This window comes from Sphingomonas sp. HMP6, assembly GCF_013374095.1.
Classification (GTDB): domain Bacteria; phylum Pseudomonadota; class Alphaproteobacteria; order Sphingomonadales; family Sphingomonadaceae; genus Sphingomonas.
On record NZ_AP022672.1, the window covers coordinates 1,242,065 to 1,267,947 of the forward strand.

Annotated in this window: 28 protein-coding genes; 4 read left to right on the plus strand and 24 right to left on the minus strand. The window is 63.0% G+C overall.

Translation table 11 applies throughout. From position 1 onward, the window contains the following. The first annotated feature begins 12 nt into the window (after positions 1 to 12). The 3 genes from HMP06_RS06305 to bfr all read left to right on the plus strand — a co-directional run bounded on the left by HMP06_RS06305 (position 13) and on the right by bfr (position 1,399). Positions 13 to 606, plus strand: a complete 594-nt coding sequence (locus HMP06_RS06305) for a peroxiredoxin family protein (protein WP_176496323.1) — start codon at positions 13 to 15, stop codon at positions 604 to 606. A gap of 101 nt (positions 607 to 707) precedes the next feature. Continuing rightward, on the plus strand, positions 708 to 878 hold the full coding sequence (locus tag HMP06_RS06310) for a (2Fe-2S)-binding protein (RefSeq protein ID WP_176496324.1): 171 nt from the start codon (positions 708 to 710) through the stop codon (positions 876 to 878). 35 nt (positions 879 to 913) lie between these two features. Next, on the plus strand, positions 914 to 1,399 hold the full coding sequence (bfr, locus tag HMP06_RS06315) for a bacterioferritin (protein WP_176496325.1): 486 nt from the start codon (positions 914 to 916) through the stop codon (positions 1,397 to 1,399). 156 nt (positions 1,400 to 1,555) lie between these two features. On the opposite strand, the gene HMP06_RS06320 is transcribed toward bfr, so the two are convergent. The 23 genes from HMP06_RS06320 to efp form a co-directional block, all read right to left on the minus strand. Continuing rightward, complete coding sequence (locus HMP06_RS06320) at positions 1,556 to 1,843, minus strand: DUF1467 family protein (RefSeq protein WP_176496326.1); 288 nt, start codon at positions 1,841 to 1,843, stop codon at positions 1,556 to 1,558. Positions 1,844 to 1,960: 117 nt separating this feature from the next. Further along, positions 1,961 to 3,547 (minus strand): ribonuclease J, encoded by a 1,587-nt coding sequence (locus HMP06_RS06325; RefSeq protein WP_176498394.1) that lies wholly within the window; start codon positions 3,545 to 3,547, stop codon positions 1,961 to 1,963. 198 nt (positions 3,548 to 3,745) lie between these two features. Continuing rightward, positions 3,746 to 4,528: a type III pantothenate kinase gene (locus HMP06_RS06330; RefSeq protein WP_176496327.1), complete on the minus strand. Its 783-nt coding sequence runs from the start codon at positions 4,526 to 4,528 to the stop codon at positions 3,746 to 3,748. Between the two features lie 112 nt (positions 4,529 to 4,640). Further along, entirely contained in the window at positions 4,641 to 5,390 is a 750-nt protein-coding gene (locus HMP06_RS06335; protein WP_176498395.1) for a biotin--[acetyl-CoA-carboxylase] ligase, read from the minus strand. 47 nt (positions 5,391 to 5,437) lie between these two features. Beyond that, positions 5,438 to 6,877 (minus strand): NADH-quinone oxidoreductase subunit NuoN, encoded by a 1,440-nt coding sequence (gene nuoN / locus HMP06_RS06340; RefSeq protein ID WP_176496328.1) that lies wholly within the window; start codon positions 6,875 to 6,877, stop codon positions 5,438 to 5,440. Next, on the minus strand, positions 6,874 to 8,403 hold the full coding sequence (locus HMP06_RS06345) for an NADH-quinone oxidoreductase subunit M (protein ID WP_176496329.1): 1,530 nt from the start codon (positions 8,401 to 8,403) through the stop codon (positions 6,874 to 6,876). Before HMP06_RS06345 ends, nuoN begins: the two co-directional genes overlap by 4 nt. A gap of 127 nt (positions 8,404 to 8,530) precedes the next feature. Beyond that, positions 8,531 to 10,585, minus strand: a complete 2,055-nt coding sequence (gene nuoL, locus HMP06_RS06350) for an NADH-quinone oxidoreductase subunit L (RefSeq protein ID WP_176496330.1) — start codon at positions 10,583 to 10,585, stop codon at positions 8,531 to 8,533. 6 nt (positions 10,586 to 10,591) lie between these two features. Next, positions 10,592 to 10,897, minus strand: coding sequence for an NADH-quinone oxidoreductase subunit NuoK (nuoK, locus tag HMP06_RS06355; protein ID WP_176496331.1), 306 nt, complete (start codon positions 10,895 to 10,897; stop codon positions 10,592 to 10,594). A 157-nt stretch (positions 10,898 to 11,054) separates the two neighbouring features. Next, the gene (locus tag HMP06_RS06360; RefSeq protein ID WP_176496332.1) at positions 11,055 to 11,666 is read right to left on the minus strand and encodes an NADH-quinone oxidoreductase subunit J; all 612 of its coding nucleotides are present in this window, start codon (positions 11,664 to 11,666) and stop codon (positions 11,055 to 11,057) included. 162 nt (positions 11,667 to 11,828) lie between these two features. Beyond that, on the minus strand, positions 11,829 to 12,314 hold the full coding sequence (nuoI, locus tag HMP06_RS06365; RefSeq protein ID WP_176496333.1) for an NADH-quinone oxidoreductase subunit NuoI: 486 nt from the start codon (positions 12,312 to 12,314) through the stop codon (positions 11,829 to 11,831). 418 nt (positions 12,315 to 12,732) lie between these two features. Beyond that, the gene (nuoH, locus tag HMP06_RS06370) at positions 12,733 to 13,776 is read right to left on the minus strand and encodes an NADH-quinone oxidoreductase subunit NuoH (protein WP_176496334.1); all 1,044 of its coding nucleotides are present in this window, start codon (positions 13,774 to 13,776) and stop codon (positions 12,733 to 12,735) included. Positions 13,777 to 13,909: 133 nt separating this feature from the next. Then, positions 13,910 to 15,910 (minus strand): NADH-quinone oxidoreductase subunit NuoG, encoded by a 2,001-nt coding sequence (gene nuoG / locus HMP06_RS06375; RefSeq protein ID WP_176496335.1) that lies wholly within the window; start codon positions 15,908 to 15,910, stop codon positions 13,910 to 13,912. Next, positions 15,910 to 17,214: an NADH-quinone oxidoreductase subunit NuoF gene (gene nuoF, locus HMP06_RS06380; protein ID WP_176496336.1), complete on the minus strand. Its 1,305-nt coding sequence runs from the start codon at positions 17,212 to 17,214 to the stop codon at positions 15,910 to 15,912. Before nuoF ends, nuoG begins: the two co-directional genes overlap by 1 nt. Then, positions 17,215 to 17,385 (minus strand): hypothetical protein, encoded by a 171-nt coding sequence (locus HMP06_RS06385; protein WP_176495223.1) that lies wholly within the window; start codon positions 17,383 to 17,385, stop codon positions 17,215 to 17,217. Next, positions 17,382 to 18,050 carry a complex I 24 kDa subunit family protein gene (locus tag HMP06_RS06390; protein WP_176496337.1) on the minus strand — a complete coding sequence of 223 codons (669 nt, stop codon included), beginning with the start codon at positions 18,048 to 18,050 and terminating at the stop codon, positions 17,382 to 17,384. The genes HMP06_RS06385 and HMP06_RS06390 overlap by 4 nt, the downstream gene beginning before the upstream one ends. A gap of 2 nt (positions 18,051 to 18,052) precedes the next feature. Then, a complete protein-coding gene (locus HMP06_RS06395; RefSeq protein WP_176496338.1) occupies positions 18,053 to 18,661 on the minus strand; it encodes a hypothetical protein in 609 nt (202 codons plus the stop codon). Next, a complete protein-coding gene (locus HMP06_RS06400) occupies positions 18,658 to 19,893 on the minus strand; it encodes an NADH-quinone oxidoreductase subunit D (protein ID WP_176496339.1) in 1,236 nt (411 codons plus the stop codon). Before HMP06_RS06400 ends, HMP06_RS06395 begins: the two co-directional genes overlap by 4 nt. A 148-nt stretch (positions 19,894 to 20,041) precedes the next feature. Next, positions 20,042 to 20,809, minus strand: a complete 768-nt coding sequence (locus HMP06_RS06405) for an NADH-quinone oxidoreductase subunit C (RefSeq protein WP_176496340.1) — start codon at positions 20,807 to 20,809, stop codon at positions 20,042 to 20,044. Next, on the minus strand, positions 20,802 to 21,371 hold the full coding sequence (locus HMP06_RS06410) for a hypothetical protein (RefSeq protein WP_176496341.1): 570 nt from the start codon (positions 21,369 to 21,371) through the stop codon (positions 20,802 to 20,804). The genes HMP06_RS06405 and HMP06_RS06410 overlap by 8 nt, the downstream gene beginning before the upstream one ends. Continuing rightward, the gene (locus tag HMP06_RS06415) at positions 21,368 to 21,913 is read right to left on the minus strand and encodes a NuoB/complex I 20 kDa subunit family protein (protein WP_176496342.1); all 546 of its coding nucleotides are present in this window, start codon (positions 21,911 to 21,913) and stop codon (positions 21,368 to 21,370) included. The genes HMP06_RS06410 and HMP06_RS06415 overlap by 4 nt, the downstream gene beginning before the upstream one ends. After that, a complete protein-coding gene (ndhC, locus tag HMP06_RS06420) occupies positions 21,904 to 22,278 on the minus strand; it encodes an NADH-quinone oxidoreductase subunit A (RefSeq protein WP_176496343.1) in 375 nt (124 codons plus the stop codon). The genes HMP06_RS06415 and ndhC overlap by 10 nt, the downstream gene beginning before the upstream one ends. A 218-nt stretch (positions 22,279 to 22,496) precedes the next feature. Next, positions 22,497 to 23,309: an inositol monophosphatase family protein gene (locus HMP06_RS06425; RefSeq protein ID WP_176496344.1), complete on the minus strand. Its 813-nt coding sequence runs from the start codon at positions 23,307 to 23,309 to the stop codon at positions 22,497 to 22,499. A gap of 137 nt (positions 23,310 to 23,446) precedes the next feature. Next, on the minus strand, positions 23,447 to 24,010 hold the full coding sequence (gene efp, locus HMP06_RS06430) for an elongation factor P (protein ID WP_176496345.1): 564 nt from the start codon (positions 24,008 to 24,010) through the stop codon (positions 23,447 to 23,449). Between the two features lie 108 nt (positions 24,011 to 24,118). Between efp and HMP06_RS06435 the strand changes: the two genes are divergently transcribed. Next, positions 24,119 to 25,198 (plus strand): potassium channel family protein, encoded by a 1,080-nt coding sequence (locus tag HMP06_RS06435; RefSeq protein ID WP_197940747.1) that lies wholly within the window; start codon positions 24,119 to 24,121, stop codon positions 25,196 to 25,198. Here HMP06_RS06435 and thiE read toward each other — a convergent pair. Further along, positions 25,195 to 25,875, minus strand: a complete 681-nt coding sequence (thiE, locus tag HMP06_RS06440) for a thiamine phosphate synthase (protein ID WP_176496346.1) — start codon at positions 25,873 to 25,875, stop codon at positions 25,195 to 25,197. The genes HMP06_RS06435 and thiE overlap by 4 nt on opposite strands. Positions 25,876 to 25,883: the final 8 nt, after the last annotated feature.

Consider the following 25,883-nt stretch of genomic DNA (forward strand, 5'->3'; position numbering starts at 1 on the left):
AAGGACCCTGTCATGACGTCACGCTCTTTCCGCGCACCGCTCGCCGTCGCGCTCGCGCTAGGATCGGCTGGGGCCGCCACGATCGGCGATGCGCGATCGGCCCCCGCAGCCGCCCCCGCCGCGATTGGCCCCGCAATCGGCACGCGGATCGCAATCGATGCCGCGCTGATCGACAGTAGCGGCCGCAAGACCACGCTCGCCGCGGTCGCGCACGGCAAGCCGATCATGGTCGTGCTATTCCGCTCGGCCAAATGGTGTCCATACTGCCAGGGTCAGTTGAAGAGCCTCGGCACGGTCGCGGGCGCCGCCAAGGCGAAGGGCGTCGGGTTCATCGCGGTCAGTTATGATTCGCCGGTCGATCTCGCGGCCTTCGCCGCGAAACAGGGCCTGAGCTTTCCGCTTTACAGTGACTCCGGCAGCAAGATGATCGACGCTTTGAAGCTGCGCGATCCGCGCTATGCGGCGGACAGTTTCGCCTATGGCGTACCTTACCCAACTACGCTCCTGCTCGACGCCGCGGGCACAGTGAAGGGCAAGACGGTCGAAACCGACTACAAGATCCGCCCGACCAACGCCGATCTGATTGCGATGCTGCCACGGGTGTGACCGCGCGTAAGTCGCAATGAACTTAGTTGCGAATGATACGCAATAGACCTTGCGAACAATTCGCATTAGCGCTAGATGTCTGCGGAGCAAAGGAGCGCCGTATGGTCGTCTGCATCTGTAACGCAATTCGGGAACGCGACGTTCGCGATGCCGCGCGCCAGGGATCGACGACGCCGTGCCAAGCGTACCGCGCGCTCGGGCTGCGCCCAAAATGCGGACAATGCCTGCCCTTTGCCCGCAGCATTATCGACGCGGAGCGTGCGGTCGCATAAGCTCGCGGGATACCTTCACGTACAAAGGGCGATTCATGCAAGGCGATGCAAAGGTCATCGAGTTCCTCAACGAGGCGCTCAAGAACGAACTCACTGCGATCAATCAATATTGGCTGCACTACCGGCTGTTCGACCATTGGGGCGTGCGCAAGCTCGCCGAGTTCGAACGCCACGAATCGATCGACGAAATGAAGCACGCCGACTGGTTGTCGGAACGCATCCTGTTCCTCGACGGCTTGCCCAATTTCCAGATGCTCGGCCGTCTGCGCATCGGCGAATCGGTCGAGGAAGTACTCAAGGCTGATCTCGCGCTCGAAATGGAGGCGCTGCCGCTGCTGCGCGATGCGATCGAGCATAGCGAAAAGGTCCGCGACTATGTCAGCCGCGACCTGTTCCGCCGCATCCTCGACAGCGAAGAAGAGCATGTCGACACGCTCGAACGCCAATTCGAGATGATCAGCCGCATGGGAATCGAGAATTACGTCCAGCTGCAGAGCAAGCCCGCCGACGACGAGGGGTAAGGGCTACTGCCCTTCCTAACCCGTTCGCCCTGAGCTTGTCGAAGGGCTGCGTGCAACACTTTCAACCTGTGTTGTGGCGCGCGGGGCTTCGACAACCCCGGATCAAGTCCGGGGCCGAACGGGATGGGTGCGCATACTCAGGGGCACCTCTAACCCCTACCCCGCATAATCGACCCCGTTCCAAGCCCCCAGTGGGTCGATCATCTGCGGCGTCACCCAGCCATAAGTGAAGTTCAACATATAAAGCGCCCACAGGATCGTCGCGACGATCGTGACGCGGAGCGCGATCTTCCCGGGTTTGAATTCATGCGGTGCGCTTTCGGCCTGGCCGGGGATCTTTTCCACCCCGGCCTCGTCGCTGGTCTTCACCCCGAATGGGAGGACGAAGAACACCGAAAAGGCCCAAAATAGGAAATAGATCGCCAGCGCCGAAGTCCACCGCATTTTTGTCCAGCCTTACATATGTCCCGTTCGTGCTGAGCTTGTCGAAGCACATGGCAACACAAACGGCAGAGGTAGCACTGGCCCTTCGACAGGCTCAGGGCGAACGGAGGTTATTGTTCAAGCCTCGATCAACAACACATCCACATTGGGCTTCTTGCCGGTCCAGCGCGTCGCGACCTTGCGCGCCGCCAGACGGATGTTCTCGCGCAGCTTGTCGCTTCCGCCATTGCCGCGCCCGCCCTGCTTGACCGCCGCGATCACCGCATCGATCGTCTCGTCGAGGAACGGTTCACGGTCTTCCTCGACCGGAATACCCTGGATGCGGACTTGCGGCGTACCGATCAGCCCACGCTGACCGATCGCCACGGCAACCGAAATCTGCCCGTTGATCGCCAGCTTGCGGCGCTCGTTGATCGTCTGGCCATCCCCCGGCAGGATCACGTCGCCGTCGAGCACCAGCCGCCCGACCGCGGCGTTGCCGATCTTGGTCGGCGCGCCCGGCGCAAGCCGCACGATGTCGCCATTGGTCTGCACCAGCGCGCGCGGCACGCCTTCCGACAAGCCAAAGCGCGCCTGCTCCATGAGGTGCCGCATTTCGCCGTGGACCGGCATCAGCAGCTCAGGCTTCATCCAGCGATACATTTGCAGCAACTCGGGGCGACCCGGATGGCCCGACACGTGAACGTGCGCCTGGCGGTCGGTGATCATGATCACGCCCTTGGCCGCCAATTGGTTCTGAATCCGCCCGATCGCGACTTCGTTGCCGGGAATCTGCTTCGAGGAGAAGACGACGGTATCACCCGAGTCCAGGCTGATCGGATGCTGACCGTTGGCAACACGCGCGAGTGCCGCACGGTCCTCGCCCTGCCCGCCAGTCGCCACCACCAGCACCTTGTCGCGCGGCAAGCGCATCGCGGCATCGGCGTCGATCGTCTCGGGGAAATCCTTGAGATAGCCGGTTGCGCGCGCGACCTTCAGGATGCGATCGAGCGAACGGCCCTGTACGCTCAACTGCCGCCCGGTCTCGCGCGCGACGACGCCGAGCGTGTGGAGGCGTGCCGCGTTCGACGCGAACGACGTCACCATCACGCGGCCCTTGGCCTTGCTGATCACGTCCATCAGGCCGGAGAGCACGTCGCTTTCCGAACCTGACGCTTCGGCGTTGAACACGTTGGTCGAATCGCAAACGAGCGCGAGAATGCCCTGATTGCCGATCGCCTCAAGCTCGTCGGGCGTGGCGGGGTGGCCGATCACCGGCGCGGCATCGAGCTTCCAATCCCCGGTGTGGAAAATGCGGCCGTAAGGCGTGTCGATCAGCAGCGCCGATGCTTCGGGGATCGAATGCGACAGCGGGACGAACGTCACGCCGAACGGGCCGAGATCGAACTTAGTATTGGGCTTGATGACCTTCAGCTTGACGCGGTTGGCATTGCCCTCTTCCTCAAGCTTGCCGCGGATCAGGCCGGCGGTGAAGGCGGTGGCATAGAGCGGCACGCCGAGATCCTCGGCCAGATACGGCAACGCGCCGATATGATCCTCATGCCCGTGCGTCAGCACGATGCCGACCAGATCGTCGAGCCGTTCCTCGATGAATTGCAAGTCGGGCAGGATAACGTCGATGCCGGGATATTGCGGGTCGGCGAAGGTGATGCCGCAATCGACCATCATCCATTTGCCGTTACAGCCATAGAGATTGACGTTCATGCCGATCTCGCCCGACCCGCCGAGGGCCAGGAACAGGAGTTCTTTCTTGGGGTTCGTCACGTAGGTCTCGTTCTTTCACATGCGGCCTCGCGGGACTCGCGGACCAAGGGTTGCGCATCTAAGCGCTTGATTTCGTAGAGATCGGGGAAGCGGGGCACCGCGTAGCCTAGACTTTGGCGGGGCGCGCACGCGCTGACTCTAGGCCTTCATATGGGCGCGATCCCACAGAATCGCCAGCCCCTGAATAGTAAGATCGGGTTCGACCGCGTCGAACATCGTCGTATGCTGCTCGAACAGGATCGCGAGACCCCCGGTGGCGACGACGGTGATCGGCCGCCCGACCTCGGCCTTCATCCGCGCGACCAGCCCTTCGATCATTGCGACATAGCCCCAGAAGATCCCGATCTGCATCTGGCTGACGGTATCGCGCCCGATCACGCTGGTATCGGCCGGCGCTTCGATCGCAATGCGTGGCAGCTTGGCAGCGGCGGTGACGAGCGCGTCGAGCGACAGGTTGATGCCCGGCGCGATGATCCCGCCTTTATACGCGCCGCTATAGTCCACCACGTCGAGCGTCGTCGCGGTGCCGAAATCGATCACGATCAAATCGCCCTGGTGCAGCGCATGCGCCGCGATCATCGTCACCGCGCGGTCCGCGCCCACGCTCTTGGGTTCGAGCACGTCGAGCGCCATGCCCCATTCGACCGGCGGCTCGCCCGCGATCAGCGGTTCGCTGCCGAAATACTTGCGCGCCAGCGTCTGCAGATTGTGCAGCGCACGCGGCACGACGGTGGCGATGATGACGCCGGCTACCTGCGCCCGGTCATAGCCTTCAAGGCTGAGCAACTGGCTGAGCCACACCGCATATTCGTCGGCGGTACGGCGCGGATCGGTCGCGATCCGCCAGCGCGCCTTGATCGTACCGCCTTCGAGCAGCGCGAAAACGACATTGGTGTTGCCGGCGTCGATGGCGAGCAGCATTCGGTGATGACCTTTACCTGTCCGTTCGTGCTGAGCTTGTCGAAGCACTGCCTTGTTGGGTCCGTCAGAAGGACAGCCCTTCGACAGGCTCAGGGCGAACGGTTGAAGAAATCTATAGCAAAAATACGTCGCCGGCGTGAATGACACGCGTGGTGCCATCCGCCAAGCGCAGGTTGAGCGCACCGTCGAAATCGAGCCCGCCGAACAGGCCATCGGTCGCGCTGCCATCGGGCAGCCGTGCGGTGAGCGCGGTGCCGATCGGGTGCGCGCGCTCCAACCAACGCGTACGGACGAGGCCGAGCCCCTGCCCGCGCCAGATGCCGACCCAGCGCGCGAAGGCATCGGCCAGCGTTTCGGCGAAGTCGCTCGGATCGGGTGCGGTGCCGTAAGCGGCAAGGCTGGTCGCTTGGCGGTCGGTGTCTTCGGGGTGGTGCGCCAAGTTCACGCCGATGCCCACCACCACCGCATCACCCGCGCGTTCGAGAAGGATGCCGGAAAGCTTGGCCCCGTTGAGCAGCAGGTCGTTCGGCCATTTTATGGCGAGGCCGCCTGCACTCGCTGTTCCCCGGCGAAGGCCGGGGTCCAGGGTCGCAAGCGCTGTCCTCTGAAACCCTGGGCCCCGGCCTTCGCCGGGGAACGGCAGCGCCAAGTACACCCGAACCACCTCTTCCAACGCTACCGCCGCCACCAGCGCCAGCGTCGCAGGGGACGGATCACCACCCCGCACCTGCACCACGGTCGACCCATAGAAATTGCCGACCGGCGAGGCCCACACTCGCCCCTGCCGCCCGCGCCCGCCACTTTGGCGCTCGGCGCGCAGCCATACGCCCTCGGCGACACCCGCCCCGGCGAGCGCCAGCATATCGGCGTTGGTCGACCCCGTCTCGGCGACGGTCCGCACGCGCTCGCTCAGAACAGCGCTTTCGCTGCGGTGGTGGTCCACACGCCCAGCGTCCCCAGCGCGATCCAGCCGACCGGCGACACGGCAACCGCCATGACCGCGATCAATCCGCCCTCGACCGGTGTCGCGCGGCCCGAATAAGCCTCACCGGGCGCATCGAAATACATCACCTTGATGACGCGCAGATAATAATAGGCGCCGATCACCGAGGCCGCGAAGCCAGCCACCGCGAGCGGATACAACCCGGCATGCGCCGCCGCGGTAAACACGGCCAGCTTTGCGAAAAACCCGACGAGCGGCGGAATGCCCGCCAGCGAGAACATGAAGATTGCCATCGCCAGCGCCAGCCCCGGCCGCGTCCGCGACAGGCCCGCCAGGCTCGCGATCGTTTCGACCGGATGCCCTTCCGCATCGCGCATCTGCAGCACGATGATGAAGCTGCCCAGCGTCATCACGACATAGACGGCAAGGTAGAACAAGGTCGCCGCAACCCCCTCGGGCGTGCCCGCCGCTAGCCCGACCAGCACGAAGCCGACATTGTTGATCGACGAATAGGCCAGCAGCCGCTTGATGTTGGTTTGCCCGATCGCCGCGACCGCGCCGAAGATGATCGACGCAAGCGACGCGAAGATCACGATCTGCCGCCATTGGTCAGTCGCCGGGCCCATCGCCTCGATCGCAACGCGCACCGACAGCGCAACGGCCGCAACCTTGGGCGCGGAGGCGAAGAACGCCGTCACCGGCGTCGGCGCGCCTTCATAGACGTCGGGCGTCCACATGTGGAACGGCACCGCGCTGATCTTGAAGGCGAGCCCGGCAAACACGAACACCAACCCGAAGGTCAGCCCGAGCGAGTGGCCTGCGCCATAAGCGGTCGAAATCGACGAAAAGAGCGTCGTGCCGCTGAACCCGTAAACGAGGCTTATCCCGTACAGCAGGATCCCGCTCGCCAGCGCACCGAGCACGAAATATTTGAGGCCAGCCTCGGCCGAGCGCGTGTCGCGCCGCATGAAGCTTGCGAGCACGTATGCCGCGAGGCTCTGCAGTTCGAGGCCGACATAGAGCGTCAGCAAATCGCCCGCCGACACCATCATTCCCATGCCCGCTGCCGACAGCAGGATCAGCACCGGATACTCCGGACGCAGATCGTCGCCCGTGCCCGCCGCAAAGAAGCGCGGTGCGATGATGATCGCCACTGCCGACGCGCCGTAGATCAGCACCTTGGCAAAAGCCGCGAAGGCATCGGCGCGGTACAACCCGCCGAACGCCGGGCCGCCACTCGACGCGGGGCCGGTCAGCGCGATCCCGGCACCGATCAGCACCGCGACCGAGGCCCAGGACACCAGCTTGGTCGAGCCCTGCCCGCCCCACGCTGCGACCAGCATCAGCGCGATGGCTCCAACCGCCAGAACCAGTTCGGGCAGCGTCATCAACAGATCGGCGTTCATGGGTGTGCCTCCGCATGGTGCGCCGGCAGCGCGACCGCCTTGCTCATCGTCGGGAGCGAGTCCCCCTTGGGAGCAGCGCGCGCGATCCGCGCCTCCAACGTGCCGACATCGCCACGCATCGGTGCCAGGAAGCTTTCTGGATAGACGCCCATCCACAAGACAACGGCGGCAATCGGCGCGAGCAATGCAACTTCGCGGAAGGACAGGTCGGGCATCGCGCGGACATCGTCATGGACGATCTCGCCGAAGACGACGCGGCGGTAGAGATAGAGCATGTAAGCGGCACCCAATATGATGCCCGTCGTGCAGAGCAAGGTGATCGTGGTCGATACGCGGTACGTGCCCGCAAGGCTCAGGAATTCGCCGACGAAGCCGCTCGTCCCCGGCAGGCCGACCGATGCCATCGTGAACAGCATGAACAGCACGGCGTATTTCGGCATGTTGATCGCAAGGCCGCCGTAGCGCGAAATCTCACGGGTATGCAGTCGGTCGTAAATCACGCCGACGCACAGGAACAACGCCGCCGAGACGAGACCATGCGACAGCATGACGATCATCGCGCCTTCGATCCCCTGCCGGTTGAACGCGAACAGCCCGATCGTCACGATCGCCATATGCGCGACCGAGGAATAGGCGATCAGCTTCTTCATGTCGGACTGCACCAACGCCACCAGCGAAGTGTAGATCACCGCCACCGCCGACAGGCCAAGGATCAGCCAGCTTAACTGTGCCGACGCCTCCGGAAACATCGGCAGCGAGAAGCGCAGGAAACCATATCCGCCAAGCTTGAGCAGCACGCCCGCCAGGATGACCGAACCCGCCGTCGGCGCTTGCACGTGCGCATCGGGAAGCCAGGTGTGGAACGGCCACATCGGCATCTTGACCGCAAACGAGGCAAAGAAAGCGAGCCACAGCCACGTCTGCACCTGCACCGGGAAATCGGTGTTGAGCAGCGTCGGGATGTCGCTCGTGCCGGCGAAATTCGCCATCCACAGCATCGCCACCAGCATCAGCACCGAGCCGAGCAGCGTGTAGAGGAAGAATTTGTAGCTGGCGTAAATCCGGTTCGCCCCGCCCCAGATGCCGATGATGAGGTACATCGGGATCAGGCCAGCCTCGAAGAAGATGTAGAACAGGAACAGATCCTGCGCCGTGAAGGTGCCGATCATCAGCATCTCGGTGAACAGAAACGCCGCCATATATTCCTGCACGCGGCTCGTCACCGCGACCCAGCTCGCGCCGATGCAGATCGGCATCAGGAACACGCTCAGCATCACCAGCATCAGCGCGAAACCGTCGATGCCGAGCTTCCACCCGAACACGCCCAGCGATCCCGCATCCTCGACGAACTGCCATTGCGGTCCGCCGATATCGAACTGTGCCCACAGGGCGATCCCGAGCACCAAATCGACCAGCGTCGCGATCAGTGCGATCCAGCGCGCGTTCTGCGCGGTCGTGAACAGACACGCGACCGCCGCGATCGCCGGCACCGCCAGCATGATCGAAAGAAGAGGCACGCCGGTCATCGTGTAATCGTCCCTGCATCCGTTCGGGCCGAGCTTGTCGAAGCCCGGCTCGCGACACGCGATGTCTTACTGGTGGAGAGCTGCCCTTCGAAAAGCTCAGGGCGAACGGAAACGCTCAAGAGGCAGCTCATCGTGTAATCGCCCAGGTAACGGCGCCGGTCAGCCCAAGCAGCATGACGAAGGCGTAGGTATAGACATAGCCCGACTGGATCTTGCCCGCGACGCGCGCATTTTGCGCGACGACCCATGCAACGCCGTTCGGGCCGAAGCGGTCGATCGTCTGCTCATCCCCGCGGTGCCAGAACAAGCGGCCAAGCGCGAAAGCGGGCTTTACGAAGAGCAGATCGTACAGCTCGTCGAAATACCATTTGTTGAGCAGCCAGAGATAGACCGGCCGATAGGTCTCGGCGAGCTTCACCGGGGCCTGAGGCGCGCGGATATAGAAGATATACGCGCCCACCAGGCCCGTCAGCATCGCGATCGTCGCCGACAATTTCACGCCCAGCGGCACCTCGTGCATCGCGTGCATCAAATGCTCGCGGAAGGCGATTGCGCCGCGCCAGTAACGCTCACCGGCCTCGGGTTCAATGAACGAGCCGTGGAACACAAAGCCAGCTGCGATCGCACCGATCGACAGCAGGATCAGCGGAATCAATATGGCCAGAGGACTCTCATGCGGATGATAGCCACCCGTGCCGTCGTGCGGCGCATGATGGCCATGATCGTCGTGCGCGTGGTTGTCATGGGCGTGATCGCCATGCCCATGCGCATCGTGCAGCGCGTGCTGGATATGCTCGGACTGCACCCAGCGCGGCTTGCCCCAGAAGGTGAGGAACATCAGGCGCCACGAATAGAAGCTCGTCAGCAACGCGACGATCATCCCGACGATCGACGCACCGTGATTGCCCGAAGCCCAGGCCGCCTCGATGATCGCATCCTTCGAATGGAAGCCGGCGAAACCAATCGCGAGCGGATTGCCGAACACCGCAGGCAGACCGACGCCGGTGATGGCGAGCGTGCCCATCATCATGCCCCAGAAAGTCAGCGGGATGCTTTTCCGCAGGCCACCGTAATAGCGCATGTCCTGCTCGTGATGCATCGCATGGATCACCGACCCTGCACCCAGGAACAGCAACGCCTTGAAGAAAGCGTGCGTGAAGAGGTGGAACATCGCCGCGCCATACGCGCCCGATCCTGCCGCGAAAAACATGTAGCCGAGCTGCGAACAGGTCGAATAGGCGATCACGCGCTTGATATCGGTTTGTACCAGCGCAACTGTCGCCGCGAACAGGCACGTCGCCGCCCCCACTGTCGTCACCACGGTCAGCGCGAAGGGCGAGGTTTCGAACATCGGCGACAGGCGGCACACCATGAATACGCCTGCCGTCACCATCGTCGCCGCGTGGATCAGCGCCGACACCGGGGTCGGCCCCTCCATCGCGTCAGGCAACCAGGTGTGCAGGCCGAGCTGCGCCGACTTGCCCATCGCGCCCACAAACAGCAGCAGGCACAGCACCGTCATCGTATCGATGCGATACCCGACAAAGCCGATCGTCGACCCGGCCATCCCCGGCGCCAGCCGCAGGATCTCGGGGATCGAGATCGTGTTAAACACCAGATACGTTCCGAAAATCCCCAGCATAAAGCCGAGATCGCCGACGCGGTTGACGACGAACGCCTTGATCGCGGCGGCATTGGCGGTCGGTTTACGGAACCAGAACCCGATCAGCAGATATGAGGCGAGCCCCACGCCTTCCCAGCCGAAGAACATCTGCACAAGGTTGTCGGCCGTCACCAGCATCAGCATCGCGAAGGTGAACAGCGACAGATACGCGAAGAAGCGCGGCTGGTCGGGGTCCTCCTCCATATAGCCCCAGCTATACAGGTGAACGAGCGCCGACACCGACGTGATGACGACGAGCATCACCGCAGTGAGCGAATCGACGCGCAGCGCCCAGTCGATGCGCATATCGCCCGAATGGATCCAGTCGAGCACCGGCGTGACCGTTGCTTCCCCACCGCCCAGATACGGGATGAACACGCTCCAGCTCAGCGCAGCGGCAACGAACAGCGCGCCGGTCGTTACGACCTTGGGCAGCAGCGCACCAAAGCTCTTATTCGCGAAACCCGCGACGATCGCCGCGAGCAGCGGCAGGAAAACGATGAAAAGGATCGAATGCACGTAACTTTACCCCTGCATCCGGTTGGCATCGTCGACCGCGATCGTCCCGCGCGCGCGGAAATAGATGACGAGGATCGCAAGCCCGATCGCCGCCTCACCCGCTGCGACGGTCAGCACGAACATCGCGAACACCTGCCCCACCAGATCGTGCAGATAGCCTGAGAAGGCCACGAAATTGAGGTTCACCGCGAGCAGGATCAGCTCGATCGCCATCAACATGACGATGAGGTTCTTGCGATTGGCGATGATGCCGAACACGCCCAGCGCAAACAGGATCGCCGCGACGACGAGATAGTGGGTAAGGCCGATCATTGCGCTCCTCCCCCAACGGGGGAGGGGGACCGTGAGCATTCAGCGAACGGTGGAGGGGTAGTTCCGGGCGCAGCGCTTGCGGCTACCCCTCCACCACCAGCCTGAAGAAGGCTGGCGGTCCCCCTCCCCGTGCCGGGGAGGATTTTAGAAATACCCATCACAATTCCACCCCTGCGCCGACGGTCGGCCGCGTGTTGCGCGTTGCATCCTGTGGACGCCGCGCATTCTGCCGCGCGACATCCTGCTGGCGCGATCCCTTGCGGTCGCGGTGGGTCAGCACGATCGCGCCGATCATCGCGACCAGCAGCACGAGGCCCGCCCCTTCAAACACGAACAGATAGCGCGTGTAGAGCAGCATCCCCAGCGCCTCGATATTCGGCACCGTCTCCGGCGTCGGTGCGGCGCGGCGGGCGAGTTCGATCTTCCCCGCGCTCCACGCGCCGAACGCGACCATGATCTCCGCCGCCAATCCGAGCGCGAGCAACGCCCCGATCCCGGCATAGCGCACGAAGCCGCTGCGCAATTCCGAGAAATCGACGTTGAGCATCATCACGACGAACAGGAACAACACCGCGACCGCGCCGACGTACACGATCACCAGCAGCATCGCGATGAACTCGGCGCCGACCAGCACCATCAGCCCGGCGGCGTTGAAGAACGCCAGGATCAGCCACAGCACGGCATGGACCGGGTTGCGCGCGGTGATGGTCAGCGCGGCGGACGCGATCACCATGAACGCGAAGAGATAAAAGGCGATAGCCTGGATCATCACAATCCTCCCCGGCACGGGGAGGGGGACCGTGAGCATTCAGCGAACGGTGGAGGGGGGGCGCCACACGCGATACGCGAGAGGAAGCCCCCCTCCGTCATGCTGCGCATGCCACCTCCCCGTACCGGGGAGGATTTTTGAGAATCGTTCATGCGCGCTCGCCTACCGGTACGGTGCATCGGCGGCAAGGTTCGCGGCGACCGCGCTTTCCCAGCGATCGCCATTCGCGAGCAGTTTCGCCTTGTCGTAGATCAGTTCCTCGCGCGTTTCGGTCGCGTATTCGAAGTTCGGACCCTCGACCACGGCATCGACCGGGCATGCTTCCTGGCACAGCCCGCAGAAGATGCACTTGGTCATATCGATGTCGTAGCGCGTCGTGCGGCGCGACCCATCGTCGCGCGGTTCGGCCTCGATCGTGATCGCCTGCGCCGGGCAAACCGCCTCGCACAGCTTGCACGCGATGCAGCGTTCCTCGCCGTTCGGATAGCGCCGCAACACATGCTCACCACGGAAGCGCGGGCTGATCGGGTTCTTCTCGAACGGATAGTTGATCGTCGCCTTGGCCTTGAAGAAATACCGCAAGGTCAGCGCATGCGCCTTGAGGAATTCCCACAGGGTGTACGACTTAATAATTTGAGCAATGTTCATTGCACTGTCTCTGCTTTTTTCAGATCGCATAGGCCCGTTGCCACGAACTTTGCGAAATTCGACGCCCGATCGTATTCGAACAGAGCGATATGTCCGTTCTGCTCAATCATACTTGGCGGTAGATAAAGCCGCCAAGTGTAGCGACGCGATCCCATTTCCACCGTCGTCGTGATCTGCGCGTCAGGGGTCCAGAAGTGATCGGAACGGACAGATGGGAAGTCCGACGAGTCCGACGTGATGCTGATCGTCGTTTCGACATCCCGCCCCCGGGCAGCGCCTTGCCGAACGTAACCGGAGACGTCCGCAGCGACCGAACCGCTCCCGCGGATTCGGCAGCTGAAATCGTAATTCAACCGACCTGCGCCGGCTGGCGCAGGAGGTGGACCACCCTGTGCCGTCATAAGGAGGAGTGCAAGCATCACATCCCCACCCGCGTCAGCATCAAATAGCCCGACACCAGGAACACCCAGAACAGCGACAGCGGGAGGAACACCTTCCACCCCAGGCGCATCAACTGGTCGTAGCGATAGCGCGGGACGGTCGCCTTCACCCAGCTGAACAGGAAGAAGAAGAACAGCATCTTGGCGAACAGCCACAGGATGCCCGGCACCGCGTACAGGACGGGCAAGTCGAGCGGCGGCAGATACCCGCCCCAGAACAATGTCGCGTTGAGCGTGCACATCAAGATGACGTTGGCATATTCGCCGAGCCAATAGAGCGCGAACGACATGGACGAATATTCGGTCTGATACCCCGCGACGAGCTCGCTCTCCGCCTCGGTCAGATCGAACGGCGCGCGTTGCGTTTCCGCAAGCGAAGAGATGAAGAACACCACCGCCATCGGGAACAGCAACGGGTTGATGAAGAAGCCGTTGATCAGCCCGAAGCCCATGCCGCGCTGCGCCTCGACGATGTTCGTCAGATTGAAGCTGCCGCTCCACAGCACGATCGAAATCAGCACGAAGCCGATCGCGACCTCATACGACACCATCTGCGCCGCAGCGCGGATCGCCGAGTAGAAGGGGTATTTCGAGTTGGACGACCAGCCCGCCAGAATGATGCCGTACACGCCGAGCGACGACGCCGCGAGCACGTAGAGCAAGCCGACATTGATATTGCTGAGCGCCGCGCGGGCGTCGAACGGCACCACCGCCCATACGATCAAGGCGACCGTAAAGGTGATGATCGGCGCGAGCAGGAACAGCACCTTGTTCGCGGCGGACGGGATGATCGTTTCCTGCAGGAACACCTTCAACCCGTCGGCGAAGCTTTGCAGCAGCCCGAACGGCCCAACCACGTTCGGCCCACGCCGCAGCGCCATCGACGCCCAGATCTTGCGATCGGCATAGATGATCATCGCGACCGACAGCATCAGCGGGAAGGCGATCAGCAGAATGTCGATGATGGTCCAGAGGAACCACGATCCTTCATAGCCGAGCCAGGCGGAGGTCCAGGAGGTCATGCGTGCGCTCCCTGTTCCCCGGCGCAGGCCGGGGTCCAGTTGCGATGGTTTTGGTTGGCTTGCGCAGCGTTCGCGTTACCGATCGCGCACAACTGGACCCCGGCCTGCGCCGGGGAACGGTACGGATGCAGGCTCATTCCGCCGCCTCCGCAAAATCCTGCCCATGCACCAGTTCCGCCGAGCAGCGCTGCATCGTCGGCGAAGCACGGCAGATCGCGTTGGTCAGGTAGAAATCCTTGATCGGGTACCCTGCAATCTCGCCTGCTGCAGCCGCATCCAGTGCAGGCATTGCCCACTCGAAGCGCGCCAGCCCCAACGTCGCGAGCGCCGGCGTATCCACGCCCATCGCCGCACGCAGTTCGTCGAGCGTATCGAACGGCAACGTCTTACCCAGCACCGCGGAGAGCGCGCGGAAGATTGTCCAATCCTCACGCGCATCCCCCGGCGGGAACACCGCGCGCTCGCCACGCTGGACCCGGCCTTCAAGGTTCACATACGTCCCCGACTTCTCGGCGTAGCTCGCGCCCGGCAGGATCACGTCCGCCGCCGCCGCACCCTTGTCGCCATGATGGCCGACATAGACTTTGAAGGTCCCTGCGAACTTGCCGAAATCGACCTCGTCCGCGCCCAGGAAGAAAGCGAGCTTCGGGGCCGCCGCGACGACATCCGCGATGCCGCCCTTCTGCGCGTACCCCAGCATCAGTCCGCCCATCCGGCTCGCCGCCATATGGAGCACGTTGAAGCCGTTCCAGCCGTCTTTCACGAGACCCAGCGACCCAACCAGCGCGAGCGCCGCGCCGAGTGCCTTGAGCCCTGCCCCGCCAACGATCACCATCGGCCGCTCGGCCTTGCCGAATGCCTCGGTCACCGCCTCGGGCAAATTGCCGAGCAGCGCCAGATCGGCCCCGAGCCATTCGACCTTATAGGTCAGCTCGGTCTCCGGCCCGATCGCGAAGACCTTGGCGCCCTTCTTGATCGCCTTGCGGATCCGCGTGTTCACCAGCGGCGCTTCCCAGCGCACATTGCTGCCGACCAGCAGGATCACATCGGCCCGCTCGGTGCCCGCGATCGTCGTGTTGAAATTGACTGCGGCCAGCGACGAGGTATCGTAATCCATCCCCGTCTGCCGCCCTTCGAGCAGCGACGAGCCGTATGACGCGAGCAGCGCCTTGGCCGCATACATCGTCTCGCAATCGACCAGATCGCCCGCAATGGCCGCGACGCTTGCCCCGGCATCCACCTGCGAGATGGCAAGGAACGCAGCATCCCACGATGCTTCGGTCAAGCGGCCATCCTTGCGGATGTATGGCTTATCGAGGCGGCGACGGACCAACCCGTCAACCGCGTGGCGCGTCTTGTCCGACGCCCATTCCTCATTCACATCCTCGTTGATCCGCGGCAGCGCGCGCAGCACTTGCCGACCCCGGCTATCGAGCCGGATGTTGGTGCCGACCGCGTCCATCACGTCGATCGTCAGGGTCTTCTTGAGCTCCCACGGCCGCGCCTCGAACTGGTACGGCTTCGACGTCAGCGCGCCGACCGGGCACAGATCGACGACATTGCCGCTCAGCTCGCTCGTCACCGCACCTTCGAGGTACGACACGATCTGCATGTTCTCGCCACGCCCGATCGCACCGATTTCCTCGACGCCAGCGACTTCCTCGGCAAACCGGATGCAGCGCGTGCACTGAATGCAGCGCGTCATCACCGTCTTGACGATCGGCCCCATATATTTCTCGGTGACCGCACGCTTATTCTCGTCATAGCGCGACTGGCCACGGCCATAGGCGATCGACTGGTCCTGCAAATCGCATTCCCCGCCCTGATCGCAAATCGGGCAATCGAGCGGATGGTTGATGAGGAGGAATTCCATCACCCCTTCGCGCGCATTCTTGACCATCGGCGAGTTGGTGAAAATCTCCTGATTTTCGGCCGCCGGCAACGCGCACGAAGCCTGCGGCTTCGGCGGTCCGGGCTTCACCTCGACCAGGCACATCCGGCAATTGCCCGCGATGCTCAGGCGCTCGTGGTAGCAGAAACGCGGGATTTCCTTGCCGGCAAGCTCGCAGGCCTGGAGCACGGTTGCACCGGCAGGCACTTCGATCTCGACGCCGTCGACTTTGAGTTTAGGCATTATTCAGCAGCTTCCATCATCGGGCTCAGCCCGCCGCCACGCTTCTCGGTGATCCGCCGCTCCATTTCCGGGCGAAAATGCTTGATCAGCCCCTGGATCGGCCAGGCCGCAGCATCGCCCAATGCACAGATCGTGTGGCCTTCGACTTGCTTGGTCACCTGGTACAGCGTGTCGATCTCGGAGATGTCGGCGTCGCCGGTGCGCATCCGCTCCATCACGCGCCACATCCAGCCGGTGCCTTCGCGGCACGGCGTGCACTGGCCGCAGCTTTCGTGCTTGTAGAAGTACGAAAGCCGCGAAATCGCGCGGACGATGTCCGTCGACTTGTCCATCACGATGATCGCCGCAGTGCCGAGGCCCGAGCCGACCTTCTTGAGGCCGTCGAAATCCATCGGGCAATCCATGATTTCGGCCGCCGGCACCAAGGGCACCGAGGAGCCGCCGGGGATCACTGCGAGCAGATTGTCCCACCCGCCGCGAATGCCGCCGCAATGCGTCTCGATCAGCTCGCGGAAGGTGATCGACATCGCTTCCTCGACCACGCACGGCTTGTTCACATGGCCGCTGATCTGGAACAGCTTGGTGCCGCGGTTATTCTCGGCGCCGAAGCTTGAAAACCACGCCGCACCACGCCGCAGGATCGTCGGCACGACCGCGATCGACTCAACGTTGTTGACCGTCGTCGGGCAGCCATACAGCCCCGCACCCGCCGGGAACGGCGGCTTCAGCCGCGGCTGGCCCTTCTTGCCCTCAAGGCTCTCAAGCATCGCGGTCTCTTCGCCGCAGATATACGCGCCAGCACCACGGTGGACGAACACGTCGAAATCATAGCCCGATCCGCACGCATTCTTGCCGAGCAGGCCCTTGTCATACGCCTCCGCCACGGCGGCGAAGAGCGTCTCGGCCTCGCGGATATATTCGCCGCGAATGTAGATGTAGGCGGCACGCGCGCGCATCGCGTAGCCAGCGACCAGCGCGCCTTCGATCAGCTTGTGCGGATCATGCCGGATGATCTCGCGGTCCTTGCAGCTACCCGGCTCGGATTCGTCGGCGTTGATGACCAGGAAGTTGGGCCGGTCGGGCTTGGGTTCCTTGGGCATGAACGACCATTTCGTGCCGGTCGGGAAGCCAGCGCCACCGCGCCCACGCAGGCCCGACGCCTTGATCTCGTCGATGATCGGGTCCTGCCCGCGCGCCATCAGCGCCCGCGTATTGTCCCAATCGCCCCGCATAATCGCGGCGTTCAGGTTCCACGGCTGAAAACCGTAGACGTTGGTGAAAATGCGATCCTTGTCGGCAAGCACTTACTTCGGTCCTCCGATACGCTTGTCGCCGGTCAGCACGAGGTAGATCAGCACGCCGAGTCCGATCACGATGATCGGCCCGAGCAACGCGAAGGTCAGCCGCAGCACCCAGCCCAGCACGACGATCCCGCCGATGATCGCCAGAATCGTGACGATGGTGTTCTTATTCACGCCCATTCTCCCCGATAATCATGGTTTTCATCGACCATTGCGGTCAAATTGGTCGGCCCACCGGCCGCGCAACTGTCGCGCCGCCCGGTCTGCGAGCCCGGCGTTACCGGCTTACCCTCAGCCAGCGCCTCGAGCACCGCGATCGTGCGGTCATAGTCGAGATCCTCGAAATTGTCGTCGTTGATCTGCACCATCGGCGCGTTGGCGCAGGCACCCAGGCACTCGACCTCGGTCAGCGTGAACAGGCCGTCGGGCGTGGTGCGGCCCTTGATCAGGCCCTTGTTCTTGCACGCTGCCAGCACGTCGTCGCTGCCGCCCAACATGCACGGCGTCGTGCCGCACACCTGCACGTTGAAACGGCCGACCGGCGCCATGTTGAACATCGTGTAGAAGGTCGCGACCTCATACACGCGCATGTACGGCACGCCGATTTGCCGCGCGACGAACTCGATCACCGGCACGGGCAGCCACCCTTGCGTCTGCGTCTCCGCGCCGACCTGGCGCTGCGCGAGATCGAGCAACGGGATCGACCCCGATTGCTCGCGCCCCTTGGGATAGCGACCGAGGATTTCGTTCGCCTTGGTCTGGTTTTCTTCGGTCCAGGCGAAGGAACCCCAGCGTGCGCGGGTTTCGGCTTCGTCGGGGATTTTTGGGGCTTCAGCCATTTTTAGATATCACCAGACAACGTCGAAACATCAACATTTAGAACCTTCAAAACTTCAGCCCCGCACGCCGTGCCCTTAAATTTCGGTGGCAAAACATCAGCCTGCGAAGATGTGCAATTAATGCCTATCATCTCCCCGTCGCGAAGCGTCATAATCTCACTGTTGACCAGATATTTCTGCCACCAAGCTTTCTGCAAAATCAGTTTCTGATGGCCGACTTGAATCGCGACAATTCTAACCACGATCTCGCCGGAAGCGATCTTCCCCTGCTGCGCCATCGCGGCTTTCGCCTTTGTCTCCATTGTCCGAAGCGAGGCATCGTCCGTGGGTAGCCGAGCGCCCAGGCGTAACTTTTGCCTCAAAACCTCAGGCGTGACTTTTGGCATAGCTTTTCCGGCCGCAGCATCGGCCGCACCAAAACGGCTGAAGGTGCTTACCAGCGCAACACCAACCAAAGCCGCTGAAACGACGCTAGGCCACCAGACAAACTTCTTGTCGGAACGACGAGAGCCAAGCCACGCGCTCATGCCGACCCCAACGGCCATTAAAATCGCAAAGAAAATCAGGTGCCCGACGAAAGCCCCGAGCATTTCTTGCTGGTCACCACTCACCGGTCACACTCCCCAAACACGATATCCATCGCGCCGAGAATCGCCGTCGTGTCCGCCAGCATGTGGCCCTTCGCCATGAAGTCCATCGCCTGCAGATGCGAGAAGGCGGTCGGGCGGATCTTGCAACGGTACGGCTTGTTGGTGCCGTCCGCGACCAAATACACGCCGAACTCGCCCTTGGGGCTTTCGGTCGCGACATAGACGTCGCCCGCGGGCACGTGGAAGCCCTCGGTGTAGAGTTTGAAGTGGTGGATCAGCGCTTCCATCGACCGCTTCATCTCGGCGCGCTTGGGCGGCACCACCTTGCGGTCGAGCGACGCGATCGGCCCCTCGGGCATCTCGTTGAGGCACTGCTTCATGATCCGCGCCGATTGGCGGACTTCCTCGACGCGCACCATGAAACGATCATAGCAATCGCCGCGCGTGCCGACCGGCACCTCGAAATCCATCTTGGCGTACACGTCATACGGCTGCGACTTGCGCAAATCCCAGGCGATGCCCGATCCGCGGATCATCGGCCCGGAAAAGCCCCATTTGATCGCATCGTCGCGGCTCACCGTCGCGATATCGACGTTGCGCTGCTTGAAGATGCGGTTGTCGGCGACGAGTGAAATCGCATCCTCGAACAAGCGCGGCAAGCGCGTGTCGAGCCAGTCGGCGATGTCCGCCAGCAACTTCAACGGCACGTCCTGATGCACGCCGCCGGGCCGGAAATAGGCCGAGTGCATCCGCGCGCCCGACACGCGCTCGAAGAAGTTCATGCAGTCTTCGCGGATTTCGAACATCCACAGGTTCGGCGTCATCGCGCCGACGTCCATGACGTGGCTGCCGAGGTTGAGCATGTGGTTCGAAATGCGCGTCAGCTCGGCGAAGAACACGCGCAGATATTGCGCGCGGATCGGCACTTCGAGATCGAGCAGTTTCTCGATCGCGAGCACATAGCTATGCTCCATGCACAGCGGCGAGCAGTAATCGAGCCGATCGAAATACGGCAGCGCCTGCATGTAGGTCTTGTACTCGATCAATTTCTCGGTGCCGCGGTGCAGCAGCCCGACATGCGGATCGACTCGCTCGACGATTTCGCCGTCAAGCTCCATCACGAGCCGCAACACGCCGTGCGCGGCGGGGTGCTGCGGCCCGAAATTGATCGTGTAATTCTGGATTTCGACATCGCCGACTGCGGGGTCTTCCCCGTCGCGGCGGCCTTCGATCTGGTCGAGATAGTCGGTCATGCGGCCACTCCCGCGGACGTTAGCGCCACCCCGGCGAAGGCCGGGGCCCAGTCGCACAGGTTTTGAAAATTGAGCGCGGCACTCTCTAATAAAACGCCCGCAACTGGGCCCCGGCGTTCGCCGGGGTGGTCGCAAAAGGAAAACACCATCACTTAGGCCCCGGCTTTCCTGCGCCCGTCTGCGCCGTACTCTCGCTGGTCTTCACCTCGGTCGCCCCCGAAACCGGCGATTTCGCTGCATCAGCCTTGACGATCGCATCGGCCGAAAGCGGCGTCGGCGCGCCCTTGGCCTCTGGAACCTTGGCCTTCTCGTCACCCGGCAGGATGTATTCGGCACCCTCCCACGGGCTCATGAAATCGAAGCTGCGAAAATCCTGCGCCAGTTGCACCGGCTCGTACACCACGCGCTTGGCTTCTTCCGAATAGCGCAGCTCGACATAGCCGGTGAGCGGGAAATCCTTCCGCTGCGGATGCCCGCGGAAACCGTAATCGGTCAGGATGCGGCGCAGATCGGCATTGCCGCTGAACAGCACGCCGTACATGTCATACACTTCGCGCTCGAGCCAACCCGCGACCGGCCAGATGCCCGTCACCGACGGCACCGGCTTCTCGTCATCGGTCTGCACATGCACGCGGATGCGGTGATTGCGCGTCAGCGATAGCAGGCAATACACGACCTCGAACCGGTCCTGCCCGCGATCGGGATAATCGACACCCGCGATTTCCATGAGCTGCTGATATTCGAGGCCAGGCGTATCGCGCAGCAACGTCATCGTCTCGACCAGCGACGTGCGTTCGACATGCAGCGCCACTTCGCCGACCGCGTCGAGCGACGACAGCAGACGCGCACCCAATACCGCGCCAGCGGCGTCCGTAACCCCATCGGACGGGGAGTAGCGCGGTGAGGAATTACGCATCGGACCGGTTCTCGAACTCTAAGGAATTGAAGAACCTAGTGCCCACAGCCTTGAAGGCTGCGCAGTCACTTGTCGGCGCTTCAAGAGTCATGATGATGTTATCGCGGCCTGCACGTACGAACCGGCTTTCTGCGCAACTTCCCGCCTCACCAGAGCTTATATCGATCACGTCATGCCCGTTCGACTTCGACCGAGTGACCTTTTTGGCCGCTTTACCGTAATTGGCGGCCACAGCCGTGAACGAACCGACTGCCGACTTCTCTCCAGCTCTATAAACAGCGCGAACGACCGACATTTTCAAACCATCGGGACGTTTGCAGCCGATCCCGAACGATTTGATGACCGGGGCCGACTGCTCGACGACGGTCATGGTGAAATCGTTATAACGGCAGGGAAGGTCCGCTTTCATCGCACCAGAGGTTGATTGGGCGCGAACCCAGCCCTCAGCATCGGGCGTACCGGCGCCAAGCCTGTGCATCGTGACTGGGCTAGTTTCAGCATCCGACGAACCACTGCAGGCAGCAACCGCAAGAACTGCCAAAATTGCTAGAAGCTTCCTCACCGTTCGATCGTCCCGATCCGACGGATCTTCCGCTGCAATTGCATGATCCCGTACAGCAAAGCCTCGGCAGTCGGTGGGCAGCCCGGCACATAGATGTCCACCGGAACGATCCGGTCACACCCGCGCACGACGCTGTACGAATAATGGTAATAGCCGCCGCCATTGGCACACGAGCCCATCGAAATGACGTACTTCGGCTCGCTCATCTGGTCATAGACCTTGCGCAGCGCCGGGGCCATCTTGTTGCACAGCGTGCCCGCGACGATCATCACGTCGCTCTGGCGCGGGGACGCGCGCGGCGCGGCGCCGAAGCGTTCCAGGTCATAGCGCGGCATGTTGACGTGGATCATCTCGACCGCGCAGCACGCCAGCCCAAACGTCATCCACCACAGGCTGCCGGTGCGCGCCCAATGAAACAGGTCCTCGGTCGAGGTGACGAGGAACCCCTTGTCGCCGAGCTCGCCGTTCAAATCGTTAAAGAAGCTCGCGTCGGGCTGGATGATGGCACCCGTGCTCGACGGATGGGTAAGTTCTACTCCCATTCGAGCGCTCCCTTCTTCCACGCATAAACCAGGCCCAGCGCCAGCTCGGCGATGAACACCATCATAGACGCCCAGGCGACCCAACCCAATTTGAACACGCTCACCGCCCACGGGTAGAGAAATGCCGCCTCCAGATCGAAGATGATGAACAAAATGGCGACGAGGTAAAATCGCACATCGAACTGGCTGCGCGGGTCCTCGAATGCGGGAAAACCGCACTCATATTCGCTGAGCTTTTCCGACGTCGGCTTATAGGCGCCGGTGAAGCGCTGGGCGATCATCGGCAGGAACACGAACGCGCTGGAGAGCGCGAGCGCCACGCCCAGAAACAGCAGAATCGGCAGATATTGCGACAGGTCGATCAAGAGGCATCTCGCATGTGCGAAGGAGGTGTCGCGGGCTTTAGGCCCGTGCCGGGAGTCGGGCAAGGGTTTGGCGGGTGAGAATGATTCGCAAGAACGCGAACGCCTGTCCCACACGCATTATAAGCGCATGATGGCCAAGCAGGAGCACGAGGGCGCACGCCGCAAGCCGACCTACGCTCAGCGCGCAGCAATCGTCGATAGTGTGACCCTTTGCGACTTTAGCGCAAGGCCCCCGCGATCAGCTTGTGCAGGCGCGATTGCAGCGCGTCGTTCGCGGCGAGGAATTCGCTACGCTCGATCATCCGCTCGCCACCGCGGAAATCGGACACGAAACCGCCCGCTTCCTTGACCAGCAAAAGCCCCGCCGCGACGTCCCAATACTTAAGGTCGCTTTCCCAATACCCGTCATAGCGCCCCGCCGCGACCCAGGCGAGATCGAGTGCGGCCGATCCCATCCGGCGGATGCCCGCAACTTCGGGCGCGACCGCGCCGAAGATGCGCGCCCACTGCGCGAAATCGCCATGCCCCATGAAGGGAATGCCCGTCGCGATCAGCGAATCGCCGAGATCGCGCCGCGCCGATACGCGCAGCCGCTCCGACTGCACCCATGCCCCGCGCCCCTTTTCGGCCCAGAACGCCTCATCGGTGATCGGCTGATAGACCATCGCCGAGGTGATCTCGCGCTTGCCATTGGGCAGCGGCTCCTCGACCCCGATCGAAATCGCGAAATGCGGGATGCCGTGCAGGAAGTTGGTCGTGCCATCCAAGGGATCGACGATGAAGCGCGGCTTGTTAGGGTCGCCGGCAATCTCGCCGCGCTCCTCCATCAAGAAACCCCAATCGGGCCGTGCGCGCGACAGTTCTTCGTAGATCGTCTGCTCAGCGCGCTGGTCGGCGATCGATACGAAGTCGGCCGGTCCCTTGCGACTGACCTGCAGATTCTGGACTTCGTTGAAATCGCGACGCAACCGCGGCCCCGCCTTGCGGACGGCGCGATCGATGATGGTCATGAGACCGGAATGGGATGCCATATCTTTTTCTTCCTCCCCTCCCGCTTGCGGGAGGGGCTGGGGGAGGGAATGTCAGCCGCGGGCAAAGCCCGCGTCGTCGGTCGCGCGACGCGCGCCGGCCGGCCGGCAGACCATGCGATTAGCTGACGCTAATCGTCTTAGTCTGCTCGGCGCACGTAAGTCTGCTCATAAACATCGACCACGATCTTCGTACCCGCGCCGATATGCGGCGGCACCATCACGCGGACGCCGTTCTCCAGGATCGCGGGCTTATAGCTCGAAGAGGCGGTCTGCCCCTTCACCACGGCATCGGCCTCGACGATCATCGCTTCGATCGTATCGGGCAACTGCACCGCGATCGGGCGTTCGTCCCACAATTCCATCACGACATCCATGCCATCCTGCAGGAACGCCGCAGCGTTGCCCAGGATATCGGCGTCGAGCGTGATCTGCTCGTAATTGATCTTGTCCATGAAGGTCAGCGTGTCGCCCTCACGGAACAGATATTGGAAATCGACCGTGTCGAGCCGGACCTTCTCGACGCTTTCGGCCGAGCGGAAGCGGACGTTGGTCTTGCGGCCGTCGATCAGGTTCTTCATCTCGACCTGCATATAGGCACCGCCCTTGCCCGGCTGGGTATGCTGGATCTTGACGGTCTTCCAGATGCCGCCTTCATATTCCAGGATGTTGCCGGGACGGATTTCGACCGCGTTGATCTTCATTGGGGTGCCTGCAGATTGAAAGAGCGTGAGCGCGGCCCTTAGCGTCGGTCGCCCGTTTCGGCAAGGCGGGCTGGACTCAGCGGCACCGCCCCGGCACACCCATTGTCCGTGCGCACTTTCCTGACCGACACCGAAAGCGTCCTGGGTTCGCCCGCGCGCAATCTCGCGTCGATCGTGGCGTTCGTGCTAGCCGTCATGGTGGTGTCGACGCTCGCGTATATGGCCGCCGGGTGGAGCTTCACCGACGCGTCATACATGGTCGTGCTGACCGTCTATAGCGTCGGATATGGCGAGGTTCGGCCGATTGACACGCCGTATCTCCACGCGGTCACGATGGGGACGATGATCCTCGGCTGCACCGGCATGATCCTGCTGACCGGCGCGCTCGTCCAGCTCTTCACCGTCCTCCAGCTCAAGCAGATTTTGGGAGCCAACCGCATGCACGCGCGCATCGAGAAATTGACCGGGCACGTCATCGTCTGCGGCTTCGGGCGGATCGGCCTGATGCTGGCGCGCGATCTGGCGACGGCTGGCGCACCGCTGGTGGTGGTCGAACGCGGACCGGAACGCCTCGCCGAGGCGGAGGCGCTGGGCTATCTCTGCATCGCGGGGGACGCGACCGAGGAGGACGTGCTGCTCGCCGCCGGGATCGACCGCGCGCGCGTTTTGGCGACGGTGCTGCCTGACGATGCCGCAAACGTCTTCATCACCTTGAGCGCGCGCAACCTGAACCCCGCGCTGCAGATCATCGCACGTGGCGAAGCGCCGACGACGGAACGCAAGCTGCTGCGCGCCGGTGCCAACAAGGTTGTCCTTCCCACCCATATCGGCGCGGAGCGGATTGCGCGGATGATCCTCTACCCCGCAAGCGACGCGCTATCTTCCGCGCCAGACGTGGCCCGCACGCGGCATGATCTCGGCGAATTGGGGCTCGATCTCGAACTGATCGTCGCCGAGTCCGGTACGGCGGTTGCCAATCTCTCTGTCGGCGCGGCCGAGCGGCTGGCGGCGGGAGCATTCTTCATCGTGCAAATCCGGCGCGGCGACACGCGCATCACCCGCCCGCCGAGTGACGAACGAATCCTTCCCGGCGACGAACTGATGGTGCTGGTGCGCGATGCCGGGACGGTCGCGCGTAAATTGTGCACAACCAAGGTCGAGGTGCGGGTCGGCCGCAACCGCTTCTAGGCGAGAACCGCCTCGAATGCCTTGACCGCCGCTGCTTCGTCGCCGCCCCAGACCGCGTGGCTCACCGCCAGAAAGTCGGCACCCGCCGCAACGAGCGGTGGCGCATTGACCGGCGTGATCCCGCCGATCGCGACGCACGGGATTTCGAACACGGTCGACCACCAGCTGAGCAGGACCGGGTCCGCGACATGTTCCGTCGTCTTGGTCTGCGTGGGGTAGAAGGCACCGAACGCCACGTAATCCGCGCCTGCATCCCCCGCCTCCATCGCCAGGTGGCGGCTGCCATGGCAGGTCACGCCGATCTGCCCGGTTGGCCCGAGCTCGAGCCGGGCTTCGCGTGGATCGCCATCACCCTGCCCCAGATGGACGCCATCCGCACCGACGCGCTTGGCCAGCGCAATGCTGTCATTGACGATGAACGCCACATCCGCGTCGGCGCAGATCCGGCGCAATGGCTCCGCAAGTGCGGCGGCGGCATGTTGATCCACGCCCTTCACGCGGAACTGAAACGCGGCGACCGGGCCGGCGTCGAGCGCGCGTTTCAGGCGATCTGGAAACCCGCCGCCCACTTCCAGCGGGGAGATGAGATAAAGCTGGCACTTCGGCCGACGATCGTCACGTTTGAACTGCGTCGCGAAATTTGGGTCGAGCGGGCCGAGCGGGTCGATGATGTCCATCGCGCCGC